The sequence below is a fragment of the Spirosoma aureum genome (assembly GCF_011604685.1).
In the GTDB taxonomy this organism is placed as follows: domain Bacteria; phylum Bacteroidota; class Bacteroidia; order Cytophagales; family Spirosomataceae; genus Spirosoma; species Spirosoma aureum.
Genome location: NZ_CP050063.1, coordinates 6,331,048 through 6,351,173, shown reverse-complemented (window position 1 = coordinate 6,351,173; position 20,126 = coordinate 6,331,048). Strand labels below are relative to the sequence as shown.

Annotated in this window: 27 protein-coding genes; 11 read left to right on the top strand and 16 right to left on the bottom strand. The window is 43.3% G+C overall.

From position 1 onward, the window contains the following. Window positions 1-2: 2 nt before the first annotated feature. Genes G8759_RS25200 through G8759_RS25175 form a run of 6 tightly spaced genes read right to left on the bottom strand, consistent with a single transcriptional unit; the run spans window position 3 to window position 4,147 of the window. Entirely contained in the window at window positions 3-596 is a 594-nt protein-coding gene (locus G8759_RS25200; protein WP_167214420.1) for an N-acetylmuramidase family protein, read from the bottom strand. A gap of 1 nt (window position 597) precedes the next feature. After that, window positions 598-1,188 carry a hypothetical protein gene (locus G8759_RS25195; protein WP_167214417.1) on the bottom strand — a complete coding sequence of 197 codons (591 nt, stop codon included), beginning with the start codon at window positions 1,186-1,188 and terminating at the stop codon, window positions 598-600. Continuing rightward, window positions 1,139-1,480 carry a hypothetical protein gene (locus G8759_RS25190; RefSeq protein WP_167214414.1) on the bottom strand — a complete coding sequence of 114 codons (342 nt, stop codon included), beginning with the start codon at window positions 1,478-1,480 and terminating at the stop codon, window positions 1,139-1,141. Before G8759_RS25190 ends, G8759_RS25195 begins: the two co-directional genes overlap by 50 nt. A 20-nt stretch (window positions 1,481-1,500) precedes the next feature. Beyond that, the gene (locus G8759_RS25185) at window positions 1,501-2,469 is read right to left on the bottom strand and encodes a DUF6712 family protein (protein WP_167214411.1); all 969 of its coding nucleotides are present in this window, start codon (window positions 2,467-2,469) and stop codon (window positions 1,501-1,503) included. Further along, window positions 2,469-3,887 (bottom strand): hypothetical protein, encoded by a 1,419-nt coding sequence (locus G8759_RS25180; protein ID WP_167214408.1) that lies wholly within the window; start codon window positions 3,885-3,887, stop codon window positions 2,469-2,471. Before G8759_RS25180 ends, G8759_RS25185 begins: the two co-directional genes overlap by 1 nt. Beyond that, complete coding sequence (locus G8759_RS25175) at window positions 3,887-4,147, bottom strand: hypothetical protein (protein WP_167214405.1); 261 nt, start codon at window positions 4,145-4,147, stop codon at window positions 3,887-3,889. The genes G8759_RS25180 and G8759_RS25175 overlap by 1 nt, the downstream gene beginning before the upstream one ends. Before the next feature lie 102 nt (window positions 4,148-4,249). Here G8759_RS25175 and G8759_RS25170 point away from each other — a divergent pair, with 102 nt between their 5' ends. The 3 genes from G8759_RS25170 (at window position 4,250) to G8759_RS25160 (ending at window position 6,209) form a co-directional block, all read left to right on the top strand. After that, window positions 4,250-4,462 carry a hypothetical protein gene (locus tag G8759_RS25170; RefSeq protein WP_167214401.1) on the top strand — a complete coding sequence of 71 codons (213 nt, stop codon included), beginning with the start codon at window positions 4,250-4,252 and terminating at the stop codon, window positions 4,460-4,462. Window positions 4,463-4,635: 173 nt separating this feature from the next. Next, on the top strand, window positions 4,636-5,067 hold the full coding sequence (locus tag G8759_RS25165) for a hypothetical protein (RefSeq protein WP_167214397.1): 432 nt from the start codon (window positions 4,636-4,638) through the stop codon (window positions 5,065-5,067). 686 nt (window positions 5,068-5,753) lie between these two features. After that, window positions 5,754-6,209, top strand: a complete 456-nt coding sequence (locus G8759_RS25160; RefSeq protein ID WP_167214394.1) for a hypothetical protein — start codon at window positions 5,754-5,756, stop codon at window positions 6,207-6,209. A 558-nt stretch (window positions 6,210-6,767) separates the two neighbouring features. Here G8759_RS25160 and G8759_RS25155 read toward each other — a convergent pair. After that, the gene (locus tag G8759_RS25155; protein ID WP_167214391.1) at window positions 6,768-7,118 is read right to left on the bottom strand and encodes a hypothetical protein; all 351 of its coding nucleotides are present in this window, start codon (window positions 7,116-7,118) and stop codon (window positions 6,768-6,770) included. Between the two features lie 307 nt (window positions 7,119-7,425). On the opposite strand from G8759_RS25155, the gene G8759_RS25150 reads away from it, so the two are divergent. Beyond that, window positions 7,426-7,863, top strand: coding sequence for a hypothetical protein (locus tag G8759_RS25150; RefSeq protein ID WP_167214387.1), 438 nt, complete (start codon window positions 7,426-7,428; stop codon window positions 7,861-7,863). Between the two features lie 153 nt (window positions 7,864-8,016). Here G8759_RS25150 and G8759_RS25145 read toward each other — a convergent pair whose 3' ends face one another. Together G8759_RS25145 and G8759_RS25140 are read right to left on the bottom strand one after the other, a co-directional pair. Beyond that, a complete protein-coding gene (locus G8759_RS25145; RefSeq protein WP_167214383.1) occupies window positions 8,017-8,355 on the bottom strand; it encodes a hypothetical protein in 339 nt (112 codons plus the stop codon). 242 nt (window positions 8,356-8,597) lie between these two features. After that, window positions 8,598-9,485: a toxin-antitoxin system YwqK family antitoxin gene (locus G8759_RS25140; protein WP_167214379.1), complete on the bottom strand. Its 888-nt coding sequence runs from the start codon at window positions 9,483-9,485 to the stop codon at window positions 8,598-8,600. Window positions 9,486-9,606: 121 nt separating this feature from the next. Here G8759_RS25140 and G8759_RS25135 point away from each other — a divergent pair, with 121 nt between their 5' ends. After that, window positions 9,607-10,104 (top strand): hypothetical protein, encoded by a 498-nt coding sequence (locus G8759_RS25135; protein ID WP_167214375.1) that lies wholly within the window; start codon window positions 9,607-9,609, stop codon window positions 10,102-10,104. A 138-nt stretch (window positions 10,105-10,242) separates the two neighbouring features. Here the strand turns inward: G8759_RS25135 and G8759_RS25130 are convergent, their stop codons facing one another. The 5 genes from G8759_RS25130 to G8759_RS25110 all read right to left on the bottom strand — a co-directional run bounded on the left by G8759_RS25130 (window position 10,243) and on the right by G8759_RS25110 (window position 13,415). Then, complete coding sequence (locus G8759_RS25130; protein WP_167214372.1) at window positions 10,243-10,440, bottom strand: hypothetical protein; 198 nt, start codon at window positions 10,438-10,440, stop codon at window positions 10,243-10,245. Between the two features lie 110 nt (window positions 10,441-10,550). Further along, complete coding sequence (locus G8759_RS25125) at window positions 10,551-11,426, bottom strand: CHC2 zinc finger domain-containing protein (protein ID WP_167214367.1); 876 nt, start codon at window positions 11,424-11,426, stop codon at window positions 10,551-10,553. 347 nt (window positions 11,427-11,773) lie between these two features. Then, window positions 11,774-12,985, bottom strand: coding sequence for a VapE domain-containing protein (locus G8759_RS25120; protein WP_167214364.1), 1,212 nt, complete (start codon window positions 12,983-12,985; stop codon window positions 11,774-11,776). Window positions 12,986-13,005: 20 nt separating this feature from the next. Next, window positions 13,006-13,158, bottom strand: coding sequence for a hypothetical protein (locus tag G8759_RS25115; protein WP_167214360.1), 153 nt, complete (start codon window positions 13,156-13,158; stop codon window positions 13,006-13,008). Continuing rightward, the gene (locus G8759_RS25110; RefSeq protein WP_167214356.1) at window positions 13,155-13,415 is read right to left on the bottom strand and encodes a hypothetical protein; all 261 of its coding nucleotides are present in this window, start codon (window positions 13,413-13,415) and stop codon (window positions 13,155-13,157) included. The genes G8759_RS25115 and G8759_RS25110 overlap by 4 nt, the downstream gene beginning before the upstream one ends. 135 nt (window positions 13,416-13,550) lie before the next feature. Here G8759_RS25110 and G8759_RS25105 point away from each other — a divergent pair, with 135 nt between their 5' ends. From G8759_RS25105 to G8759_RS25080, 6 genes are all read left to right on the top strand, one after another. Further along, on the top strand, window positions 13,551-13,925 hold the full coding sequence (locus G8759_RS25105; protein WP_167214352.1) for a helix-turn-helix domain-containing protein: 375 nt from the start codon (window positions 13,551-13,553) through the stop codon (window positions 13,923-13,925). A gap of 232 nt (window positions 13,926-14,157) precedes the next feature. Continuing rightward, window positions 14,158-15,348: a tyrosine-type recombinase/integrase gene (locus tag G8759_RS25100; RefSeq protein ID WP_167214349.1), complete on the top strand. Its 1,191-nt coding sequence runs from the start codon at window positions 14,158-14,160 to the stop codon at window positions 15,346-15,348. A 230-nt stretch (window positions 15,349-15,578) separates the two neighbouring features. After that, the gene (locus G8759_RS25095; RefSeq protein WP_167214346.1) at window positions 15,579-15,977 is read left to right on the top strand and encodes a hypothetical protein; all 399 of its coding nucleotides are present in this window, start codon (window positions 15,579-15,581) and stop codon (window positions 15,975-15,977) included. Between the two features lie 19 nt (window positions 15,978-15,996). Continuing rightward, window positions 15,997-17,157 (top strand): hypothetical protein, encoded by a 1,161-nt coding sequence (locus tag G8759_RS25090; RefSeq protein ID WP_167214343.1) that lies wholly within the window; start codon window positions 15,997-15,999, stop codon window positions 17,155-17,157. A gap of 161 nt (window positions 17,158-17,318) precedes the next feature. Next, window positions 17,319-17,756, top strand: a complete 438-nt coding sequence (locus G8759_RS25085) for a helix-turn-helix domain-containing protein (protein WP_167214340.1) — start codon at window positions 17,319-17,321, stop codon at window positions 17,754-17,756. After that, window positions 17,747-18,184 (top strand): transposase, encoded by a 438-nt coding sequence (locus G8759_RS25080; protein ID WP_167214337.1) that lies wholly within the window; start codon window positions 17,747-17,749, stop codon window positions 18,182-18,184. The genes G8759_RS25085 and G8759_RS25080 overlap by 10 nt, the downstream gene beginning before the upstream one ends. Before the next feature lie 830 nt (window positions 18,185-19,014). Here the strand turns inward: G8759_RS25080 and G8759_RS25075 are convergent. Beyond that, on the bottom strand, window positions 19,015-19,491 hold the full coding sequence (locus G8759_RS25075; protein ID WP_167214334.1) for an RES family NAD+ phosphorylase: 477 nt from the start codon (window positions 19,489-19,491) through the stop codon (window positions 19,015-19,017). Window positions 19,492-19,507: 16 nt separating this feature from the next. Beyond that, a complete protein-coding gene (parS, locus tag G8759_RS25070) occupies window positions 19,508-19,918 on the bottom strand; it encodes a type II RES/Xre toxin-antitoxin system antitoxin (RefSeq protein ID WP_167214329.1) in 411 nt (136 codons plus the stop codon). Window positions 19,919-20,126 lie beyond the last annotated feature (208 nt).

Genomic DNA, 20,126 nt, shown 5'->3' with positions numbered 1-20,126 from the left:
GTTTAGGGGTTTAAAAGGGTGATTGTAGGCATTGCAGCAAACCGCTCGTAAGCAGCTGCCAGTTTCGTATCGTATTGGTTTCGCTTATACTGTTTGCCGTTATACAAGCGGGCTAGATCCTCCCAGCGGTGTTCGCGCAGTTCATCATCGAGGCCGGTTGTCAACAGGTAAATGACTGTCCGCTCCAGTTGTGAATCTTCGGATTTCTCCATCAGGGTGACAAACTGCTTGAGGTTATTACACCCGCAACTGGCGAAATTGAAGCCCATCACCTGAAACATGCCCCATGAGCTGCTCAGCACCGCTGCCGTCGCGTTGAGCGTACAGGCCTGGTTAAAGAGTTGATAGGAGTGCTCCGTATTCTTGGGAATCTTTGGATTCCACTCTTTGTAACTCAGATGCGGATACGTGACGTCGTAACGCCCAGCGGTACGCAGGTGAAAAATGTGCGGCTCAAAGCGGATCGTCACTCGGCCATCGTCCAGAAAGCCTTGCCCGTTCGATTCGACTGCAGCCAGTGTGCGTACTTCCGCAATACCCGTCCGCAGCGAGTGGGCTGCCAGCTGCAGGCCAGCTCCCGTGAGTGACTTACCCATGTTAAAAGAAACCGGTTAAGAGTCCGAGTACAAACCCACCACCCACACTCCAGCCCGCCCATTTCCATTTCCGCTTTTGCAGCACATGAATGTAGTCCACGGTTGCCGCAGCAATCTGATCGGGTGTGGCCTGCTCCAGTAGCTTACGAACCTTTCGGGGCAGCTCCTTCACGACGGCATCTCGGGCCAGCTGTGCCTGACGCAGCCAATCCTGTGCCTGGACGAGTTGCCCCTGCAGGATATTGAGCTGAGCCAGCAAGGTTTGTGCTTTGGCTTTGTCATATTGACCGAGTCGAAACTGATCATCGATGGCTTTGCGCGTAGCCAAAAGTTCAGACTGGAGTGTTTTAATCGCCTTCTCGGCAGCTGCTCGCAGCGAATCGGCAGCGATCAGCCTGGTCTTCACCCGGACATAGAGCACCGTGTCCATGGCTACTCCGGAATGGTACGGAAACGGCTGATTCCGTACCATGGCCTGCACCGATGGCGCGGACTGGGTCTGGCCATAGGAACATTTGCTGAGTAGCAGGCCGATCACCAGGCTAAGGAAGAGTAACCCGGCTCGTATCAAAGTATTGTTTAGCTTTTTCATAGTCAATGATTGCGGATTGAGACTGTTGCTTGCTGGTGGCCATGCCATTACCCGATGACCACTGGGCCTCCTGTTCAAGTTTTAGGCGCACCGAATCAATCGGGGGCATTGTGGGGATCGATTGAGCAGGAGCTTGCGGTTTGGATTTACAGCTGGAGATGACACCAAACGCCATCAGGAAGACGAAGATGATCAGCCAGTTTTCCAATAAAATGAGCAGAATCAGCACCAGTTTGTCGACGACGAACTCGAGCCAGGCGGGTATTTGCGGTTTGTTGGATTGAGTTGCCATGGGAAGCAGATGATCAGTGATTAAATCATGACAAAAGGGCCTTCGCTATCGATCAGGCCCAGGGCGTCGTCGGACAAATCAGGATCCGTCGACGGCTCCAGTACAGCGATGGCATTCTCGAAATTTTCCCAGAACACAGCGACCTGTCCTTTCAGATTGCCCAGCACCCAGTCGAGCAGCTCACGGCCAGGTGGCGTGTAGTAGCTTTCCTTACCCCCGTACTGGCTGGCATAATTCAGTTGCACGTTGGCACCCACCACTTCGATGCTCAGACCGGGCACGGCCTGAATCATCACCTCGTAGGCCAGTGCCCGTAGCAAACTGCGCTTCAGCTTGCCGCGAACCGTTTCATTGACGGTATTGGGCAGTGCCTCGATTCGAGCCAGTGCCGGTTCACCCATGCGATCGGCCACATCGGCCATGAAGGGGATCAGCGCCCAGTAGGTCAGCCAGCGGTCCTGAATCGGGTAGTATTTGCTGAACTCGACCGGATTGCCAAACAGAGCGTTTTGGTATTGGGTGTAGTAGGGGGAATCCTCCCAGCCGGGAAACAGAGCCGGGTTTTTGCTGATCAGCTTCAGCAACTCATCCAGTGCCTGCCAGCCCTGCTCCTGCAGGGTTCGCTTGAGCTCTTTGGTCTGGTAATCGAAAGCAGCCCGCCGACCTTCATTGGCCGATACGGTGATGCCATCGTTATCAATTTGTAGCTCACTGAAAATGAGATTCGTGGCAAATCCCAGCTTGGCAACGATCGATCGCGTCCAGAATAAGGCTTTATTCAGGATCAGATCATCGGCCGTGGGGTTTTCGGGTAACGGATTATCCGCCCGACTGGTAATCTGATCGGCCAGCTCGTCGCCTAAAAAGCGGGGCAACAACGTTTCAGCCGTCGCCTGGAGCGAGGGCAGTACGTCGGCCATGGTAAAGTTGCGGTTGACCGAAACGAACTGGCGAAACAGCCCTGTATCTCCGGTGAAGAGTGTCGTCATTAGCTTACCTTTTTAGCGGTACCGGCTCCGGTATCCAGGGTGGTCAGAATCGTATCACGCCAGCGAAAGCCCAGTTTGGGAATGGCCGCTTTCCAGCCGTTGTATTTGGCTGTGAACAGAACTGGCTGCAGGACCATATCCCGGAAGGGCTTGATCATCTGCAGGGCGATGAGGTAGGCTTCGCGTTTGTCGGATCCACCGGAGCGGGAGCCGCCTTTGCCACCACCCTGATAGCCTGAAATCGTGGGATCCCAGTTGAGGGCGTAGTAAATGTTGGCGGCAGCCTCCATGTTGTCATCGAGGAACTTGCCGTCTTTCATCGTATCGGTGATGGCTGTCACCGTGATGTGATCTTTAAAGAGCTTATTGACCGGATCCCAGGTGACGTCGGTAATGATCGAGTTACCCGCTTTACTGACATCAGTGAGCTGCTTGTTCATCTGATTCAGCCACTTCTGTTTGATGGCCCGCTTCTGGTCTGGAGAACCTTTGGTGTATTTTTCCCCATACATCGACCCCCAGTAATCCTTATCGACCTTCCAGTGATACTTGATGGTCATCTGATTTTTCATCAGAAATTTCTTGAAGGCGGGGATGGCTAAATGCACATCGAGCCAGCCTGATTCGACCAGGCTGTAGTGGTGGGGAAGCGAGTAAAACCGTTTGCCGGGTGTGGGGATCGATATCGGATAGACGCAGTTGTAAAAACTGCTTTCCCGGAGCCAGTCGACTGCGTCCCAGCGGTAGGGGTCGATGGCATTGATTTTGACCGTACTGGCGCTCTCGCTGTTATTGCGGGGATAGTTGGCGTTCAGATAAACGTGGGGCAAACTGCCATCGGGCCGCATCCGACACCAGCGAACCTCCTCCGCACTCAAGGGGTGCAATTGCACAATTTTCGTGCGATCCTTGCTGACCAGCATTTCAGGCCAGCCATTGAAGAACCAGGCGGCATCGGCGGCCATTTCCCGCAGATAAAGCTGGAACAGCTCATTGCTGATAAACTCCTGTATTTCGGCGACAATGTTGGCTGGACCGACCAGTGGCCGCACGACTTCTTTGCCATCGTCGCCGATATCCTCCAGCACAGCAATCAGGCCCTGACCCTGAATCATGGCCGATAGTTTACCCAGCGTGGCCGGGATGATCGGATCCTGATTGTAGAGGTCGACCATGCGCTGAGGGAAATCATTGCCATCTCCCCAGGACAGAATATCACCACCAATAGACGGGAACTGGGATTCATCCGGAACCGCGGCTGAGGGCTTGCCTTTGGGCTGAGAGGAGGGTTCAAAGGCCGATTTTTTATTGGCGGGACGGTCATGTTCCAGCGCTACTTCGACGCCAGCACTGGACAGGATGGCTACGTCGTGGTAGGCTCCCTCAAAATATTCGACAGTTTTGCTGTTCTTAGCCATCAGACTACCTCCTGATTGTTGAAATACAGTATCAGATCGAGGTGCAGCTTGACGACATCTTTCGTGCCCAGTGGCTGTACTTGCAGATAGCGTTCGGATTGACGCTTTTTGGTGAGCAGTCTGACCTTGGGCAGATCCAGTATTCGCCCGCCCGTCTTTTTTTGCCGGTTTGCCGTACAGACCAGCAGAGAAAATGCCCTGGGTTTCCCCCTGGCATCGGTTAGCCGCATCTGACGAACCATCTCCTGCACCTTGATCATAGGCGCGAAGGTGAACGGACCGCCACTGGCTAGCCGCGACACCCGCTAAGACGCGGGAGGCCTGTTTTTTGTAGATTTACAGAAAATAACGCCTGAAAAACGATGCCATTAACCACGGACGAAGCTTTCGAGACGCTGGTCAACAGCGAATACTACTGGTCACGGACGGGCCTGAGCCATCAGGACAAGCGCAACAACCGCTTCAAAGTCAATAAGGGGAAGTTTATTTCAACCGAAAAGAAGGAAGAGCTACTGGCCAGAGCCGGGTTTGCCGTCAATACGGTCACGACCTGGCAACTACCCAAGGCTACCTGATTCTGGAGAGCCTATTTGAGAAAAGAATAGGAAGTAGGGTCGTTTTACCGTTTCGTAAGGCAACGGCTGACCACCAGGCGGCCTTGCGTAAAACTGTCACTTGGGTTATATTTTATCCAATCAGGGCTTTAGCTTAAGATATAACAGATTATACAACAGGAAAACACTGAATAATGGAGTATAGAATAAAAGCTTATTTTCGTCAAGGCTCTACAAATGCTGGTGAACTGACCTTTAGAGGCCACTTTAATGAACTAGCCTATACTTTTGGCAATAAGGATGAGCTAGAAAAACTAGGACTTATTGTCGAAGGCATTGAAAAATACACTCCAGTAGCTAATCATGACCATATGCGAGAGAGAGGTTATACCCCAGAGGATACACCCAAATTCTTTCAAGCATATGAGAGTATCGATATACCAGCTTGGATAAACTTCTACACAAAGGTAAAATCATCCTTAAGGACATATGAGGGGAAACTAGCCAATTTCTATAATCAGGACAGCCGGGATTTTAGTACTGCATTGATTGATGAAATGTTAGCTGTCTTTCAAATGGCTGAAAGCAACAGATATGATATTGTCTGCACTATGGTTGTGTCTTAAATAATCTCAGCTTTACATAATGCCACTTATACAACAGAAAATCGTCTATTTTTCGAAAAGAAACACATGATTAATGGCCTCTAAAATTAAGATTATATTAACGCGAATCGGATATTTTCCAGCTACGTTTTTTTTGTTCTCATTGATAGGGTTAGTTTACGCTTTTACTTGGACAAATTACGAATATACTGTCTATCAGATGCCTAATTGTTCAAGCACTTTCTTTACTAAAATCGAATACACCAGAGTGTTTTATCGTGGGTTTGCTTTCACTTATGGAATTCGCAAACAAGGTGGGCTACCTGAATCAGAGTGTTTTGTGAGTGGTAAAATGACAGGAATGGATGCGATCTTGGAATTATGGGTAAGGTGCGAGAGCAAGAAAGTTGTACTATATTGTAATGATCTACGTAGCGTAGGGGTCAAAAACTCTAAAATTTTTGTAAAGGAAACAGACGCGGAACAAATAGACACTCTATCCAAAAGTCCCCAAACTCTGCATCTTCTAATAGAATGAGGGCATTTTATTTTCCCTAAAAAAATTAAACTTACCCAAGCTATTCATAAAGTCTAGTAAACACTTCAAATTAGTTTATTCCCTTTACATAAAATGAGTTATTCAACTTGACTAAAAATTGGTCAATTTTTACAGAAGTAAATCGAGTATCAAATTTTAGACTTTTCTAATGGAGCATCTGTCACTTATAGTATTCTGTGCTTTCATTGGCGTTATGCCATTTCTTACATTAGCCCAGCCAGTTCAGGTAATCAAAATACCAACCAAGTATCTTCAAGAAGGAGTGATTTTTGATGCCTCAACTGACAATGCTCCCATTCCCTTGGGCTCAGTTAGCCGATTTACTCCTTCTTTAGTCGAAATTACTGTTGCTGAAGACATTATTAACGCAGGTTATACGAATCAGCATATCAAGCTTGAGAACTGCTATAGACAGTATTTCGGCTACTTGGATGAACAGGGTAATAGAGTTGTGGTCGTGCAGTTAATCAACAGTCATGTAAAGAAAAAAGAGAGAGCAATTATTGAGGATTGGAAGACTGAAAGTATGAGTGGGTTCGGAGCATTTTTTGAAAAAAATGTAAGGAAATATTTTGTCGAAGTAGTACATAAAAAGCTTTTGTAGAATCTTGGTTAAATACTAACTAATTGTTCTTCCGCTTATTGCACTTATTTTAGGCGAGTTTATAACTAATTTTATGTAAAGAAAAAATTCAAAGAAAAGTTGGAAGGCTCCTTATTAGACAATATTGGAATAACACATTTATGAGCTTAGCTCCTTAGTCCAATACTTCACGTAATTATCGTGCGTAGTATACTTTAAAAAACTGCGAGTTAGATTAGGCATGAATGAATAGCTACGACCATCTTGTAGATTTATTCGCATTGGTCCAATGGCTGGTTGGCTAATGCTGACAAACTCATCTTTTTTGTACCGTTTGGTTCCATAATAAAGATGGGTTATCATAATGTCTTGCTCATTTATTCTAATCTCGTATAGTAAAGCTATATAAATTAAATACGCACAACCCACTAAGGGAATACTGATGAAGAGAAGGCTATTTAAATAAAATCCTAAGATTGAGATAAATGATAAGATAATAGAGACTATTATACACAGGTAGCTAAGGTTTATGGAGTTTAATGATATTAGCCTTGTCATCCTTTTGTTATATAAGTGCGTTTATGTTAGCTGCCACCATTTTCTAGGTCTGTCTATCCAGCTTTTTCCTGCCCAGAGGGGTAGGTCAAAAGCGTTCTCGGATATGCCGCCAGACTGTTTAAGTAAGTAGAGTAGAGTCACTTCTAAATAGTCGGTATTATCCAGTTCCCTGAATACACGAATGCACTGATTTTTATCCGGAAAAGGATACTCGTATGTATCACCAAGTATATCTTTAATGCTTTCATCATAACCCCGGCGCTTATTGATCCACTCAACTACAATGTCTACTTTTTGATTTTCTATACTAATAGATAGGCCGTTTTCCCCTAAGTACTCAACTGTTAATTCTTTCCCTGCTATCTTACTCAAAGTAGATAGAACCTCTGTTTGGGTAGGGTTAAAATCAAAATATACTGTACTTATCCGTGCACCCATTTCTGTTGTATAATCTGCTATATGTAAAGTGACTGTAATGATAAAGCATTACATGGATACGAACTAACTATTCTGGTGGTCAGATCTAAGTTAGATGACGCTCGATAGCGTAAACCGACCACCTGAGGGAACCGTGAGATAAGACTATGTCTTTCGAGAAGAAACGTTTATACTTACGCAGCCTTGTTTAAGCACTTATATAACAGGAAATTAGAATTGGTTTTACACGCTTCCATATACCGTGAAAAAAAACTGGAAATGGTTTATAGCTATCTCAATCGCCTTCTGCGTTATTTCTTACGCATCTTACTATATTCTTTGGGGAATCGGTATGGGGACGATACATAGCCCCAACCTAACTGCTAAGGAGCAAACTTTTATCAATGAGTTTGAGCGATTGCACCCTCAAATTGATTTCTATTTTAGTCATCATTTTGATATAAAACGCCTTCCTGAAAAAAATGCATCTGCTGAAATAATTCTTGAGCCTTTAAGTTTAGCGGGTGAGTTTAAGAAATGGCCAAAGGATAGTTTGTTAGCCTTTAGTGATCAAATCAATGACAATTTTCAAAGAGCGCTGAATTATAAACAGGCTTATGATTCGTTGCATATATTTCTTCTAAATTATGAAAATCGTATTACCTATAAAGAATTATCGTACCCTATAAAATGGCCGTAGGCAAGTATGCAAATGTTGTGAAAGTAGATATTGAAAATTGTATTATTATAATTTACGCTAAATTTATTCTTTTTGCATTTATTGAGTTAATTTCTTTACATGAAGTGAGTTATGTAGCAAAGAAGCAATGTATGAAAAGACAATTCTTTTACATTATTGGCTGCTTACTATTTTTTGTAAAGCCTTTTTAAGTGCCTTTACGTCAGTAGGGTCTTTACCTCTATCAAAAATAGCATCTACCCATTTGTCAAAATGCTTCTTTGCAAATAATTGATAGCCAAATTCTGTCAAGTCCGATTTACGAATGCACGTTTCATCTGTTACTATGCCATTATCGGGTAATATTACACGAGTAGTTAGTTCATTGTTCTGTAAAAAATTAATTAATGCTTTAAAATAAACTAGGGTCTTTGCGTTCTCTTCAGTTGCATCGTAATTCCTGATTCTCCTAGTACGCCAACTTACTTTGATGATTATAAAATCCTTTTCCATTTTTTTTAAGAATTTTTGACTTTTTCTAATCTTTAACTCTACAAAGATATATGTTACAACTTACTTCATTCATATTATATAAAGTTAGTTATAGAACGAGTCTGGTAATAGTATCAATCAGCTGTGTGGCAGTAGGTTATATTTTTTTTTCAGAATCCCCATATAACTACCATTATGTTATGATAAAAAAGACGTAAGATTATTTTGTACGTATATGCTTAATTAATTAGTAAAATACAAGTCTAGTCGATACTCGTTAAATGCGAGTTTAACCTTTGGCAACCTTTAATCGCCAAACTCCAATATAGATCTTTGCCCATCATTTTAGTTAGAGGCTTTCTATCACTCTTTAACTGCTTATAGTTTACTATCACACCTCTTATTATTGTGTCATTGACTACAGGCAATTTAATAGCTACATTGTTCAGAAGACGTGTAGTGCTATATGTATGCAAGCTTGTAGAATCATTTAGGTTAAAGAAGGCATCATAGTTTCCAATTAAGACCGTCATTTCCGGAAAGTCTGGAGTGATTAACTGCAAAGTGAGGTGAGCTGTGCAATCACTATAATTGGTCTTATAAGCAGCCTTTACAAGGGGTGATTGATTTATTAATTTACCAGCTCGATCATACTCAAAATACTCATTAGGGTACTCCTTCTTTCCTATTACCAAGTAATTAACCAAAAAGCGAACTTGATTACCGGTTGAGTTATAGTACTCTTTATACTCGCCACATCGTAAACCGTACATAAAATTTACCCTCTGCTTCAATCTTCCATTTGGATAATAATACAGACTTTGCCCATGCTGTTTATCATGCAGCCAGGTTGTTTTGGCTATCATTACCCCCTGCTCATTAAAAGATTGAGAAATACCTTTGAGTTGGCCATTGACAGCCGTTCTAACATTTTTAATCGTATGATTTTGGTAATAGTCAGTTATCAGAACGATACTATCCTCGATCGTTTTACATGTAGTCTTAATAGATCCATCCTTGAAATAGTCAATATGCGAGTAAGCTGAGTCCTTACAGGAGAATAATGTGCTAAACCAACAAATCAGCAATACGACAAAAGCAGGGATACCCTTAGCTGCGTTGATACAATACCTGCTGTCGTTTATTGGCATACGTTCTTTTGTATAAGTGTCGTGGTGGTTGTAAAAGTAGATGGATTCGCTTTGTAATAACTACTCTATTTTATAAAAGAATAAAAGAGCTTTCTCGTTATGCAAACAAATAGCTCTTCGTATGAAAACCACTTTAAACCAACTAGCGGTTTTATTTGCTCTTCTAACAGTTACTCAAGCTTGTCGAATTCGAATTACGCCCTTACCGCCCCCAAACGATCCACCTAGTACCCAAACCACTTGTCAAGCTCCACCGATTGAGCAAAATATCATTGGTACCTGGCGCTTTGAATCAAACCGCTCTCCTCCGGGGACTACAAGAACAGGAACAGTTACATTTACTGCCCAAAACCATATCATTGACCCTGATTCACTATTTGAAAATAGGATCGAGTTAGGCAAGATTGTTGACAAAATTTACAGTACAGATGAAACCAACTCTTCAGGCTTTGGGGGATACACTGGCAAAGTATTTAGAGTTGATTTAATGCTTTCAACCACAAGAGCGGGGGTGATTTGGCCTTGTTATGTAGCTAGTAACGAATGCAATAAAATAGTGATCTATCAATTGGGAAGTTATAATCATTCCCCAAAGTACGGATTTACACTGACCAGATAGAGTACTTAACATGGTCTCATTAGCTATCACCGAACATATTAGCAGACTGTTAAATGACAACAAGCCCGGCCAACATTGGCCGGGCTTGTTGTTTACATAATAGGAAGCTTAAGTCTGCTTACTACCAGTTAGTCTGATTTATTCGCTACCTAGCTCAATGACCTCAAAAGGCACCAGGATTTTATTTTCTCGCCGGGCGATCTGGCACATGGCCTTGAGGGTTTTATTGATGGCATCTTCGACCGACTTGGCTTTGATGATACCGCAATCACTAGGGTCGTGAAGCGCCCGAATCATAAAGCGTTTTGGGCTGGTGTTAAAGGTGGGTGTTAGCATCGTTTGTTTGATTTATAGGTGAGTAAAGCCAGCCGAAAGCCAACCGTATTTTTCCCGAAAGCCTGACAAAAGCCCTCTGAAAGCCTACGGTAAGCCTATATGGTTGTGAGTTATAGTGCCTGTAAACGCTCGTTAAAATCATTGTAATCGGCGTACAGCGTCGAGCGGTCAATGACTGTACAGCCGGCCGCCTTGATGTCGTCCAGCGCTTTACGCCCTCCTTTGTCATTGTCCAGGAAGGTGTACACGCATTGAGCCGCCTTGAGACGGTCGATTACTTTATTTAGATTGGTCGTCGTATTGAGAATGATAGCCGTATTGCGCATGGTCTTGACCCGGAAATAGACCAGCGCCGACAGGAAGTCAAAAAAGCCCTCAAACAGATTGATCGAAGTCGAACCCGGCGTTTCGAGGGTCGTTACCGACTGGCTACCAATGTGGGTTTTGAAGTTCTCCGAGCGAACCGCCCAACTGCCTTTATCCGTCTCGAAGCCAATACCGAAGTAGTGCCGACCATCGGCATTTAATCGGTAGTGGATCTCCTTCACGTAGTTAAAAGCCATAGCAAAGGGAATCGCCCGTTTTTCCAGGTACTGCACCAGGGCCCGATGTTGCAGGGGGCAAATGGCTGTTATTTCGTGCCGTTGCTGATCGGGTTGCAGAATGTACTCTTTCGATGCACCCAGGGAGAAGGGAACGCTTTCGTAGGGTTGCAAGCGTTGCAGGGTGCGAATGGCCGTCACAAAGTCCACCTGATCAATCAACCGTACCAGCCGGATATTATCGCCTTTCTCGCCAGACGAAAAATCGCTGAAAACGTTCAACTCCGGTTCCACAAAAAACGAAGCCGATTTCTCGTTGGTAAGTGGTGAGCGGTAGACGAATTGTTTGCCGGTACTGTTGCAGGGCGTAAAGCCTTTCGAGTACAAATAGTCCGTAATACGAACCGCCTGTTTCAACTGTTCGATGGTCTGTAATTCAATCATCGTTGCGGTAGGATTTTACTTTTCTTTTAGCGGCTTAATCCAATTTCTTAGGCCGCTAAAAGAAAAGGGAGTGAATGAAAAAAAAATAATTTTCAAAAAGTAGGGTACTACATCCTACATCCTACTACATTCGGCGGTAACTCACTGGTTTACCGCCCCTTACAACCCCGTTCTTCCAAAACCCTACTTACTACATACTACTTAAAAATCGCTGTTTTGTAGTAAGTAGTAGTAAGTTTGTAGTAGGTTAGTTCTAACAGAGTTACTACATATAATAGACTGATCGTCTGAGTGATAGGTAGTATGTAGTAAGTGTAGTAGGTTGTTTTTGAGAAAAGAGTTTTTTTTTAGAAAGGGATGTCAGACTTGCCTCCTGGCTGATCGGCTGCGTTCAGCAAGTTCTCGGTCAGGTAGTAGCCCCAAACGGGTAATTGTCCTATTCGGGTCTGTGCCTTTTCGACGCCCATTTTCTTTAACGCCCGGCCTATATTTTCGCTGGTGAGCCGGACGGTATTGCTGGCCAGTTGGGTTAGCCGCTCCACCAGCTTGTAGGGTTGATAAAACGTGCCGCCCTGCTCTTTGCCTACCGGCGTGAAGTATTGCAGCAACATCTGGTATTCGACACTATCGCGGCCATAGCGGGCATTGTTGTTCTCGCTGTGGGCAATCTCGTCTTTGTCGAGTTGAACCGGGTAATCGTTCTTAAACAGAAAATAGGCTTGCGCCCAGACTTTATTGATGTCAACGGCTTTGTAGCCATTCGGCCCCCCGTTGTCGTGATTAATGGAGAGCACTTCAAAGACGATCCAGCGCACGTTTCCCGTTTCATCGACCAGAAATTCGCGCTGGTTAGTCGAGCCCACGAACGACGCCCGGCGCGACATAATCGAGTCCTTTTTGTCGTAGGGAAGGCGCAATTTGATTTGTGATTCGGAGAAAAACGCCTTCGCCCGGTTGACATCCTGTTTGCTTAACCCGGCCAATTCATCGAGGTTAATCATGAAGTTTTCGGCCAGGGATCGCTTCGCATCTTTGCCCTCAAATTCAATATTCTTTTTGGCGTATTCGGCTAGGCCGGTGCCTTGCAGCAGGTTCTCAAAAAAGTAGGTTTTGCCGTCATTCTGATTGGAATAAAACGTAAAACAGTGCTTATTAAAGGCGATGGCATTGAGTCCTTGTGCCACCATGCGCACCAGCATTTTTTTAAACTGTCGGAGGTAAAATTCCTGATCGGTTGTTCGTACATAATTGGCTAGAATACCGATGTAATCGTTCTGATTATCCCAGGGGGGCAAACTCTCAAAGTATTCGAGAATAGGGTCAAAGCGGGGCACAAAGGAGGACTTCAATAAAGCGGCTAACTGCTTATCAAAGCCCGTAAAGCCTTCGCGCAGTAGCTCAACTTCTAAATCGGCGGGGTTGAGGGTTTTCCAATCGGTTTCCTGTTTGGTTTTATATTCCAGGTCAATCGAAACGGTGTTAAACCGAAAATCATATTTCTTTTCCAGGTAGTCCATAATCAGTAAAAATTTAATGGGTTTATCAGCGGCTTTGCTCATTGGAATTGAGTCAAACGGATTTAGGGGAACTCCACATAAAAAGTCCGAAAGCTTTTACGCTTGGTATTCTCAAAAAACAGGCGGGTCGCATCGGCGAAATTCTCAGCCTTGACATTGACCACGCCTTTAATCCCGCGCCCTAACGTGCGGTAGTGAAACCTGTACTTTTTCATAGGGGTAGCTCGGAGATAGGTTGATTCTCAAAGTCAAGCACTTCGTCGGCGATAACGACAATTACAAATGGCGCTTTCCCTATATACTCCGAATACTGCCAGACATCGCGGAAGGCGCGCCAATAGTTGGCTTTGTCTCGTTCACCAGCTTCTAACAATTCTGCTTTAAAACGTAGTTGATTTGCTACTGTAGCGTTTTTGTAAGCATATCCTAAAACGTTTAGTCTTTTAGAAGAGTGGGTTATTGTTTTGCTCATAATAAAAAGGGTTGGCTTATGGTTAAACTTTGCGTTAGTTTTACGTTCAAACGTCAGACAATTACGTTTAAATGTTCGCAACAATACATTATGTTGTAATATATGTCAACTAAAAATTGTAAATAATTTATTGATATGGAACATCACGGGAATAAGCTAAGGACAATTATTAAGGCTAAAGGCTTTAATATGAGTGAATTAGCAAGCCAATTTGGCGTAACCAGAGCCGCAGTCGATAAGCACATGAAAAGTGAGCGATTAACAAGAAAAGTACTAAGGCCGTATGCAGAAAAGTTAGACTTTTCGTTAGATGCTTTTTTTGGAGACGTTGTATTAAAGGAGCCGCAACCCGTAAAAGGAGGGGAGAAATTAACGGTAACAGACGGAACCGTACCGGCTGAAATACACTGGGAGTTACAGCAAAAGTATTTTGACCTACAAGAAAGGTATAATGATTTAGTAGTACGTTTTTTTCCGAACGCGGCTCAACTGGCTATAGCACAATCATAAGTGAAGCAGTTGGTAAACCATACAAAAAGTAAGGATTATTCGGCTAAACGGCTGAGTCGCAACTACATACAGATCTGAGAGTATCTCTCCGTCTCCACATTGTAAAGCCCTGATAGTCAACACTATCGGGGTTTTTTTTGTTGCTTTTTTTGATAATGGAAGTCTAATGGCAGTGGCAGTGGCAGTGGCAGTTTTGGGCCAATTTGGTGGCAGTTTAGTGGCAGTAACTTGTATGAAAAAAGCGAAAGAAAAAGCCTCATTCCGATTAGCTCGCTTATCGGATGCGGGGGGCGACCTGACCAAACAATGGGTGGTCGTCTATTATGCCTGGTCAGAGAAACAAGAGAAGTTGCTTCGAAAACGGGTGATTATTAAGGGAGACTCCATAGTTGAGCGAAAACGGGATGCGGAAATGGTCATTAAAGAGGTGAACAGACAGCTAAAATCTGGCGCTATCGTTGACCCTGAATTCCCTGTCGATCAAACTCCTGCTCCGGTTAAATTGGCTCTGGTGCCTGCCATTGATCCAACATCCAATTTGTCAGCGGCTATTGACTACTTCCTGGCCATCAAGAAGAACAGTCTCAAGGCTAATTCTCATAAGACCTACCGGTCATCGCTGAAGCTGTTTCGCACTTATTTGTCGGACAAGAGCTTGGTCCGTTTACGATTGAATCAGTTTACTGCCGCTCATGCTCACACCTATATGGATTATGTGCTGGCCGATTTAGGGCTCTCCAATAAATCGTTTAATAAGCATCTGGGTGTACTGGAGACGTTGTTTAATTTTTACCAACAGCGGGGCCAGCTCAAAATAAATCCCTTTGTGACCGTGAAGCCTTTGGCTGAACGACCGGGCCGACATACGGCTTTCCTGCCAGATCAGGTTGGACGCATTCGGGATGCCTGTGTGCTGACTCAGGATCATCAGCTATGGTTATTCTTAAACTTCATTTATTATACGTTTGCCCGACCCCAGTCAGAGTTGCGCCTGCTTCGAGTAGGTGATATATTAGACCGTACTATTCGTATCGATGCTGAAAATGCGAAGAACAACCGGACCGCTCACGTATTGATTCCACCACCGCTCGAGAAGCTACTTATACAGCATCGGATACGAGACTACCAGGCGAACCACTATGTGTTTACGATTGATGGAATTCCTGGTCCTAAACCAGCTTATGAGAAGTATTTCTATAACCAGCATCGGCGCATTCTGAACTTACTGAAAATGACGGATCAATCTTACGATTTGTATGGCTGGAAACATACAGGTGTTATAGCGCTTTATCGAGCTACTAAAGATGTCAAGCTTATCCAACGTCAGTGCCGTCATAGCAGTCTAGACCAGACGGATAAATACCTGCGCGATTTGGGACTGTTTTTAAACGAAGATCAGTTTGGGAAACTAGAAAGTATCTAAGTAGTTGGGATTCTACTCTTTGTTGATTTAAATGAATATATTGTTTATTTGAATGGTACAAATACCAAAGAAAACTCTTGCAAACAAAAAAGGGTGATTTCCCCGAGATTGTAGTCTAAAAAAGGGGGTTTTCCTCCTTTTTACTTTTTAAGCAATTGTAAAACTTTGCTGTTGGTAATTGAACCTGATCAAATAAGTAAAAAATAAGAATTTACTAAATTGAATACTTTATGGCTGTTTATAAAGTCGGATCAAGTAACGACATTCAAATAAGTGCATTTGTTGATACTGAAGGCATAGCAAAAACTTCGGTTTTTCAGAAAAGAGGTAGTGCTTCTAAAGTTGGAATTGCTGAGTCTGATAAAGATAGTGGGGGGAATATTCCTACTACCCACATAGGTAATTCCATTAGCCTTATTAATAGCTTTATTATTTTTATTACAAGTATAGATTTGTCTCAAATAGATAAAGATAATTTAGATTCTGTAATTGACGATACAGAAGTAATCTATACTTTTTCTGGTGGACCATTAGGGCAGGAAGATATTACGCCTACATCAAATGATATCATTTTGTCTGATGATAAAAGAGTAATGACTTTTATTAAAATTGTAGATATGCTTTTTTGAGGATAAAATTTGAAAATTTATGAAAAAACTAATACTAATAATGGTACTTGTTTATTGTAAGGCATTTGGGCAATCTCAATTTGCTGATACAGTGAAAATTTCAGATTTAGCACCACCTTCCTCTCCTGCATTTGTGTTGCTTGACGCTGCTCCAAGCAGTATTGAAAAACCAGCAACTGCAAAGGCTTTTACGGCAAGTGTAATAAATTTAATAAACAATAATGGTGGTGCGGCAGAGTTTACGCCATATTGGTTGGTGCGAAGAAGCAACATGACATCATTCAGATATCTTGGAATTAAGGAAGATAAACAGGGGGAATTGTACCAAAGGTCAATTGCTTCAGCTAAACTTATTTCAATTTCACTAGCAGTTCTGAATAAGAATAATACTGACGAAAAAGCTGGGAAATCTGTAAGTAATATTGTCCTTGGTGCTCGTACAAGGTTATTTCAAATAAATAAAAAATCTGCTATAGATACTGTAATAAAATATCATAGAATTATAGTAGATAGCCTTGCTAGGCTTAATAGTTCCATTGCTGATGTAGCTATAGAATATCAACTTAAGATGCGGGATATTAATGATAAGAATGAAATTGTAAAGCTTACAAAAGAGAGGAATAATAAAATAAAGGCATTACAGGCAGGGCATTTAAAGAATACAAAGTCACAATCCGATACAATAAGGAAATTTTTAACTGAGAAGCCGGCATTTACTGTCGATATTGCTGGAGCAGTTAATTATGCATTTGATACAACACGTTTAAGTTCCGGCAGATTTGATAGGGTTGGTGCTTGGGCTAATATAAATTGGATACCAATAAGGAATGATAAAGAGCAAAGGTTTCTTCATACTATTGGTGTTCTTAGGTATTTAACAAATGATAAATTAGTAATAGATAAAGAGCACACAGAGTACCATTCATACTTCGATTTTGGAGGTAAAGTAGAGGGCGAATTTAAAAGATTCTCTATTGGATTTGAATATGTTAGACGCTTAGATATAACTAACAAGGACTTGAATTCTGATAGAGCTGCGGGAGTTCTAAATTATAGAATTGCTGATAATGTCTTTTTAACTGGAACCTTCGGGAAAAATTTTGGCTTGGATAATTCACTGTTAACATTGTTTGGTTTGCAATTTAACTTTAGTAATGAGAAAGTTGTAATTAAACAATAAATGAAAAGTAATGCCTAATACAATAAAAAATGAACAGTTAGTACATTAAAAACTTAGACCCGAAACAGTACTACTTCGGTTGGAATCGTCTGTTGATTCATACCCAGGGCGGCTTTATTGATCCGTGAGTAAGTCTGTTATGTGAGCGACTTTTGCTTTCCATGGCAATCTACAAACAATCCGACTACGAAGCCCTTCGCCGACGCTGTGTTGAACTCAGCCAGACAGGCTGGCAGCAAGCCGCCATTGCTCAGGCCTTTGGACTCACTCAACCTTGGGTTAGTCGAACCCTGAAGAAATACAACCAGCAAGGACCAACCGCCTTGCAAGAAGGGAAGCGAACCGGTGCACCAGCCCGTTTATCGACTCAGCAACTAAGCCAATTAGTAAGTGAACTTAATAAAGGAGCCGAACATCACGGATTTAGCGGAGTAGTCTGGACCCGCCCCCGAATTAATGAAGTGATCAGGAAGTTATTTGGCGTCAGTTATGACCCCTCTCAAATAGGTCGTATTTTGAAGAAAGTAGGCTGGAGCAGGCAGTTGCCGCAATGCAAAGCCCGTCAGCAAGATGCGCAAGCAGTTGCTCAATGGCGATAGGAACGCTTACCGGAACTCAATCGGATCGCCGAAGCGAAAAAGCGAAGGATGAAGAGCGAGTTATTTTATATGTCGATGAGTCAGCCTGTTATTTACTGCCCTTAGTAGCTCATACTTGGGCACCTTGTGGGCAGACACCGGTACTGGTTGAACAAGCAGGACGGACCCACTTAAGCCTGATTGCGGCTATCGCCCCAAACGGTCGAATCTACGTGGCTGGTCAGGATCAGGCGTTCACGGGTGAGGACATAGTCTGGTTTTTAAGCCAACTGTGTGGGCGCTATCGGAAGCGGAATCTACTGATTATCTGGGACGGAGCCGCCATTCATCGTAGTGAAGCTGTTAAGCAGTTCCTTCGGGAGCGGCCCGGTCGGATTCATTTGGAACGCTTACCCGCTTACAGCCGCGCCACGGTGGCCCGGAACTGAACCCAGTCGAATTGGTTTGGAGTCAGTTGAAAGGCGACTTGAAAAACCGAGTATTTACTAGCTTAGAGGAGCTAACGGTAGCAGTTCTTGAGCAAGCCAAGCGGTTTGAAAATGACCCTAACTCAGTGAAGGCATTCTTCAATAAAAAAGAGGTGGCCTTCATTACGGAATAATTCACGTATCAATAATGATTATAGTACGACTAATTTATGTTAGTTAATAAATTTTTTCAACTGATAAAAGTGTTAAATTTTTTTTTGTAAAAAAACAATTGATATTCTCCGTGAACAGTAAGTAAAAATAAATCAATGAAAACTTTCACCCTACTTTTAATCCTGATAGTTGGAGTTGTTAGGGTACAGCATAATCCCTATTCACATTCAGTAGAAATTAAGAAGGGAGAATTAGTATTTCTTCCAACGTCTATTACTGAGTATGAAACTGTTTCGGTTCATTCATTTACGATGAAAGAAAATCCAGCATTATATTTTGTATGTCAAGGGCAATCACTAACTTGTGTATGTTTGACAAAAAAGGACACTACTACTAAACTCAACTCTTTACTGCGTATTAAAGGCTCGCCATTGATGTGTCCATGGCCTTGTACCAAAGTTCAAAAAGGTTTTCATTGATGGTTGTCTTGTCCTTATTATATTCGGACGTTTAACTGAACGGTTTTGGCCACTGTTTACAACAAGTTCAATTAATGCTGATAGTCGACCTTTATTTGGACGATGATAAATGAACTGGTTTATACAAATCAGCTAATATAAGTTACATTCCAAAGTCCGCCTTTATTTGACTAGTTACAGGTTTGCTAATGGAATGAATTAGGAACCTTCCTGCTGCCAGAGTCGACGTTCGATAGGAAAAGGCTCCTGGTGGACAACCCGGATTTGGCCAAAAGCTATATGAGCTGGATGAAGCAAATAATTGTAAGACATCGGCACTACCACGGAAGGAACAGCCGCCACTAACGTGGTGGGCTCATTTAGCCAATCCCCTAAAATCCATTGGGTACGTTCATAACTCTCCTCATTCCAATAAGCAGGCAAGTCATCCAGCGACCAAGTGGTCAACGAGTCATCGGGCACCTCCAGGGTAAACAAAATTAGCTTGGGCAACTTGTCGTACTTGACCCGAGGTTGGTGTACTAACGATTCGACTAAGGCCAGAGCAGGGGAGGAGGTAGTATAGAGTAGGGGGTACCCCTTTGGGTTCCACCGGCCCCCAAACAGCCGGGCCCCTTCGGTAGCCAAGGGTTCATGGATGTACTTTGCTTTAACAGTTCGGTAAACGGTTAACATCAAGGGAGCAGGATAACTAGCCGACAATACCGTGTTCGATGCGCCCCAGCACATCATCCACGAGCCCAAACCCAGTTGTGGTGTCTAGGAGCGACAAGGGGGATTGGGTATTGAGTTCACGAATGGGCGAACGAAGCCATTCGGCCAGTGTCTGGGCATCCTCATCGAAGACATCCAGCCCATGTTGCAACAAGTTGGTTAGCAACAGCAGCCGCTCAGAAGCGTCTCGGGCCAGTTTATCGTCAGCTTTGAGCCGATGTAGGTTGCGTACCGACATGTTCAGAATGCGAGCCAGTTCAATATCGGTCAATCCGGCTAACTGGGCTACCTGATCGGCTTCTGTACGAAGCATGCCCTGCCGGGATTTATCAATGACAGTGTACGGGGTATAAACAGCCGTCTGTGGAGGAAGTGTTGGGTATGCCATAGCAAGCAGTGCCTTTTTTCATCACTACAACTGCAATATGCCAAGAGTCGTTCATTTTTGCAACTGTAGTTACTTTCGTAGTATATGCCAGTACCTTTTCTCGAAAGCTATTGGAGGTTTTCCTAAGCGATTTGACATGAACGGGAAATTCATATAAACAGCTTGTTTGCAGAAGTTTATGAAGGTAATTCGATTTTTATTACCCTTT